Source organism: Atribacterota bacterium (assembly GCA_028703475.1).
In the GTDB taxonomy this organism is placed as follows: Bacteria; Atribacterota; Phoenicimicrobiia; order Phoenicimicrobiales; family Stramentimicrobiaceae; genus JAQVMU01.
This window is the reverse complement of record JAQVMU010000049.1, coordinates 1-4,776: the sequence shown is the minus strand read 5'-3', so window position 1 is coordinate 4,776 and position 4,776 is coordinate 1. Positions and strand designations below refer to the sequence as shown.

The window sequence follows — 4,776 nt, the reverse complement described above, 5'->3', positions numbered from 1 at the left end:
TCATTATTGACTACCACTTTCCAGGTCAAAAGCCACCTTCAGTTTTTTCAGGGCGCTTTTAGGATCTTCTATAAAAATTTTTGACCCGCTTAGAATATCTACAAAACCTAATTCACTCCTATATCGGGGGACAATATGTCTGTGCAGATGCCTTATACTCGCACCAGCGCTTTTTCCAATATTATAACCTATATTAAAATCCTGGGCGTTATAATTTTCCCGTAATATTTTTATTGACAATACTGTCAAACGATGCATTTCAATTACTTCATGTTCAGTCATTTCTTCAATACTTTCGATATGCCTGTTAGGAAAAATCATTAGATGGCCCGGGTTATATGGATATAGATTAAGAGCCACTGTCATTAATTTTGTGCTAAAAATTTCAGAATCAACTACCCTTTTATCATGTTCTACAATAGAACATAAAATACAGTTTACCTGTGGTCGATTTCCTCTTACATAATCAACCTTGGAAGGTATAAAAAGATGTCTTTTCATCATTTGTTGCCTCACTTATGCTCTTTTTTATTGACCAGGCAATTCATTATTAACAATTGAATCACCCCTTATAACCGGTATAAGTTTATAGATATCTTTTTGTGCACAAAAATTGATATCTTCTTTTAAACCCATTGCAATAAGATGTTTTCCCCAGACACTCTTCTCCAGCATCCCGCTTAGATTATTGCCAAACTCCCGGCACAAAAAAGATGCTATCAATAAGTCATCATTATAATGTTCTATCTCGCAGTTTCTATTAATATTGTTAAGATATAACTCATCAACTATCATTCCGGCACAAACAGTGTCTTCTAAGGAGATATTCCCCCTGTCACCTGCACAGACAATCAATACTTTCCCCGGATAAGAGATACAATATTCTGCAACAGCCCGACTATTTAAAAAGCAGCCGATAATAATCCTTTTTGCTTTTTTTACCATATCAATTGTCCTGATTCCATTGGTTGTAGTCAGCAAAATTGTCTTCCCTTTAATCCGGGAATCTTTATATTCCAGTGGAGAATTTCCCAGGTCAAAACCTGCAAGTTTTTCCCCGTTTCTCTCTCCGCATAATAATGCTTTTTCATTTGGATAATGCTTTACTCTTTCCTGAGCCTCTTTAGGATTATAAACAGGAATAACTCTGTCTGCACCTGATGCAAGGGCAGTAGTGATAGTACTGCTAGCCCGCAATACATCAATCACCACGATAAGACATTCTGAAAGATCTTTTTCTTTTAACTCTTCAGGTAATAATACTACATCCAGTCCTGTCATATTGATCTCCATTAATTTCTTCATAATCAATTTATAATTTCTATCAATCTGTTTACGCACCATATTTTTTTAGTTTTAGTGCATTTGCCAGCATTAACTGAATAGCTTCCTTTGCCGGAAAGCGTCCCAGTCCTCCTTTGACACATTCATTTTCACTAAAATGCCGGGTTTCGTCAACCCGTATAAACTTAGAATGCAGTAAAAACGGATTAGGATGCCAGCTATGTGCTGCCAATGCTGCCGGGGTTGAGTGGTCTCCTGTTATTGCAATTACATCCGGATTTAGTTCTGATAACTGAGGAATAAAACTATCCAGCTCCTCAATAATTTTAACTTTGGCATCAAAATTTCCGTCTTCCCCATAACTATCGGTCTTTTTAATATGAACATAAAAGAAATTGTACTTTTGAAAATTATTTTCTAATGTCTCAAATTCATCAGCAATTGTTTCACCGGTTTTAAGAACAGCCATTCCGACTAATTTAGCAAGGCCACGATACATGGGATATGTTGCAATAGCCGCGGGGTTTAATTTGAACAGTTCAACCATGGATGGTAATCCAGGATGTTTGGCTATACCCCTTAATAATATTGCATTTGCCGGATGCTCGTCTTTAAGGACTTCCAGAGCTTTGTCAATAAACCTGTTTACTATTTTTACACTTTCTTCACTTTGCACCCTCAGGGCTTCAGCATATTTCATTTTTTTACCATTGAGTTGAGGATCAGCATCCGTAATTCCGTCTTGCAGTCCCTTTCCACGAAATATTACTACAAAACGATGTTCTTTTCCCGGCTTGATAATTACCTGTACTCCTTCTATTTCCGTTATATTTTCCTGTAGTAAGCTGCAAAGCTTCTTATTAGTCTCAGTTGGTATTCTTCCTGCTCTTCTGTCAGTTATAATCCTGTCCTTCTCAATTGTAGCAAAATTACCACGACATGCCAGGTCATCTTCAGTTAGTTCAACATCAATACCCAGTGCCTCTAAAACTCCGCGACCAATCTGGCATTGAATTGGATCATATCCAAACAAAGAGAGATGGGCAGGACCACTTCCCGGAGTTATTCCTCTACCTATAGGATCAGTTAAACCACAAACAGAAAGTGCTGCTAATTTATCCAAATTGGGAGTATTTGCAAATTCTAAGGCTGTTTTCCCCTCTTTTGAGGGCAAATCCCCTACTCCATCTGCTACTAACAGGACAATTTTTGATTCTGTCTGAATAGATAATTCTTTTAATATATCTTGTGTTATCATTTTTCTCTCCTTTTACCTGCTAAGGATATCATATTAATTAACCTTTCTTTCAAAAAGGTATTTCTCTTGACTGTCTTATTATTCTTAATTGCAATCCATAGCGCCTTGTTTGTTCCAACAATAATTACCATTTTCCTTGCCCTGGTAATGGCAGTATATAATAAATTCCGTTGCAGCAAAAGAAAATGCTGTGTCAACATGGGAATAACCACTACCGGGTATTCGCTGCCCTGACTTTTATGAACAGTAATTGCATATGCCAGTACCAGCTCATTAAGTTCTGAGAAATCGTACTCTACAATCCGGGTATAAAAAAGGACTCTAACAATCTGTTCCTCAAAATCAATTTCCTTAATATTTCCGATATCTCCGTTAAATACTTCCTTATCATAATTATTTCGAATCTGCATTACTTTATCATTTATTTTATACTGTTGATGTCCGTATTTCAAAGCTTTTCCTCCGGGGTTTAATGCATTTCTCATTAATTGGTTAAGATTGTCTGCTCCAGCAGAACCCTTATACATCGGAGTCAATATCTGTATATCTCTAATCGGGTTAAACCTGTAAGTATATGGCAAACGGGTAGTGCATAATTTTATTATCTTTTCAGCCGCCTTTTCCGGGTTATCCTCCTTCAGAAAATAAAAATCTCTTTCCTGTTTTCCTTTTAAAACAGGATATTTCCCCTGATTAACCAGATGTGCATTTACAACAATAAGGCTTTTTTCCTTTTGTCTGTAGATATGGGTTAATCTGATTACCGGAATCACCTCTGAATCAATCATATCTTTCAAAATATTTCCCGGACCAACTGACGGTAATTGATCAATATCACCAATCAGGATTAAAAAAGTATTATCCGTAACTGCCTTCAACAGGTGGTTCATTAAGATAATATCAATCATGGAAACTTCGTCTAAAATAATCACATCTGCCCTGATTGGATTGTCTTTATTTTTTGTAAAACCTCTTTCTCTTGGGTTATAAGCAAGTAGCCGATGAATAGTTTTGGCATTTCTCTGGGTAGCCTCGCTCAGTTTTTTGGCAGCCCTGCCGGTGGGAGCAGCAAGGACAATTTTTAGACCTAAATCTTCAAACAATTCAATTAGCCCGATAGTTGTTGTTGTTTTACCTGTTCCCGGGCCCCCGGTAAGTATCAAAATACGGTGAAGAAGAACTTCCTTTATTGCCCTTTTTTGCTCTTTGGCAAATTTAATCCGATACTTTTTCTCTAATTCCTCTATCTTCGAATCAATATTTATCTGTGTCAATTGTTGAGGATAATGTATCAGGGATATAATTTTTTTACTAACCTCTTTTTCTGCATTAAAATATACAGGAAGCCAAACCTGGTTTTCCTGTATATTTATGTCTCCGGAACGGTTAAGTACTGCGCATTCTTTTTCCACCTGCTCTTGCTTAGTATCCAGTAGCTCTGCAGTCATTTGGGTTATCTCATTATAATCTACATAACAATGTCCCTGTCCTGCATTTTCAGTTAAACAATATTTTATCCCTGCCCTGATTCGGGATGGAGAATCCTTCTGTATTCCTAAATTTTGAGCAATTTTATCGGCAATCTTAAAGCCGATGCCAAAAATGTCATCAACCAGACAATAAGGATTTTCTTTCAGTTTTTCTATAGCCTTAGAGCCATACTGCTTAAATATTTTTACTGCATAGCCGGTAGTAATATTATAGGACTGTAAAAAAAGCATAACCCGCTTAATCTCTTTTTGCTCCTGCCAGGATTTCTTGATAAGCTCGATTCTTTTCCTGGCTATACCATCTACCTCGTTTAATCTTTCGGGGTAATCTTCAATTATTTCAAGAGTTTTTTCTCCAAACCGGTCAACAATCCTATTCGCCGTTGAGGGGCCTACCCCTTTAATCAAACCCGAGCCTAAATAACGGCGAACACCTTCCAGTGTAGTGGGCAAAATAATCTGGTAGTCTTCAAAATTAAACTGCCAGCCATATCTTGAGTCAAGGTTCCACTTACCTTTAAATTGATAGGTCTCCCCGATACTTATGGCTGCCATCTTGCCGACTACAGTTGATTCTTTTTTTTCCGGTTCCTGCTCATCGATGCGGGCAATAACAAAACCATTTTCTTCATTGTGATATACTAACTTTTTAATTGTTCCTTTTATAAGAGTAAATTCTTCTTCCATTAATTCCTTTGTTCCTCTATACTCTAACTAAATATTAACCTTCAACATTCATACCTA

At 36.9% G+C, this 4,776-nt stretch carries 4 protein-coding genes; all 4 read right to left on the bottom strand.

What is annotated here, in order from left to right; translation table 11 throughout:
* Window positions 1-3 precede the first annotated feature (3 nt).
* The 4 genes from PHQ99_06060 to PHQ99_06045 are packed head-to-tail and all read right to left on the bottom strand — an operon-like array spanning window position 4 to window position 4,719.
* On the bottom strand, window positions 4-504 hold the full coding sequence (locus tag PHQ99_06060; protein MDD4289133.1) for an HIT domain-containing protein: 501 nt from the start codon (window positions 502-504) through the stop codon (window positions 4-6).
* A 24-nt stretch (window positions 505-528) separates the two neighbouring features.
* Window positions 529-1,281 (bottom strand): 2-phosphosulfolactate phosphatase, encoded by a 753-nt coding sequence (locus PHQ99_06055; protein MDD4289132.1) that lies wholly within the window; start codon window positions 1,279-1,281, stop codon window positions 529-531.
* 52 nt (window positions 1,282-1,333) lie between these two features.
* Window positions 1,334-2,542, bottom strand: a complete 1,209-nt coding sequence (locus PHQ99_06050) for a 2,3-bisphosphoglycerate-independent phosphoglycerate mutase (GenBank protein ID MDD4289131.1) — start codon at window positions 2,540-2,542, stop codon at window positions 1,334-1,336.
* Complete coding sequence (locus PHQ99_06045; GenBank protein ID MDD4289130.1) at window positions 2,539-4,719, bottom strand: ATP-dependent RecD-like DNA helicase; 2,181 nt, start codon at window positions 4,717-4,719, stop codon at window positions 2,539-2,541. The genes PHQ99_06050 and PHQ99_06045 overlap by 4 nt, the downstream gene beginning before the upstream one ends.
* Window positions 4,720-4,776 lie beyond the last annotated feature (57 nt).

Bases quoted from the DNA above. Each gene is read 5' to 3' on its own strand.
- PHQ99_06055 (MDD4289132.1), bottom strand. From the start codon at position 1,281: ATGACAGGACTGGATGTAGTATTATTACCTGAAGAGTTAAAAGAAAAA.
- PHQ99_06045 (MDD4289130.1), bottom strand. From the start codon at position 4,719: ATGGAAGAAGAATTTACTCTTATAAAAGGAACAATTAAAAAGTTAGTA.
- PHQ99_06050 (MDD4289131.1), bottom strand. From the start codon at position 2,542: ATGATAACACAAGATATATTAAAAGAATTATCTATTCAGACAGAATCA.
- PHQ99_06060 (MDD4289133.1), bottom strand. From the start codon at position 504: ATGATGAAAAGACATCTTTTTATACCTTCCAAGGTTGATTATGTAAGA.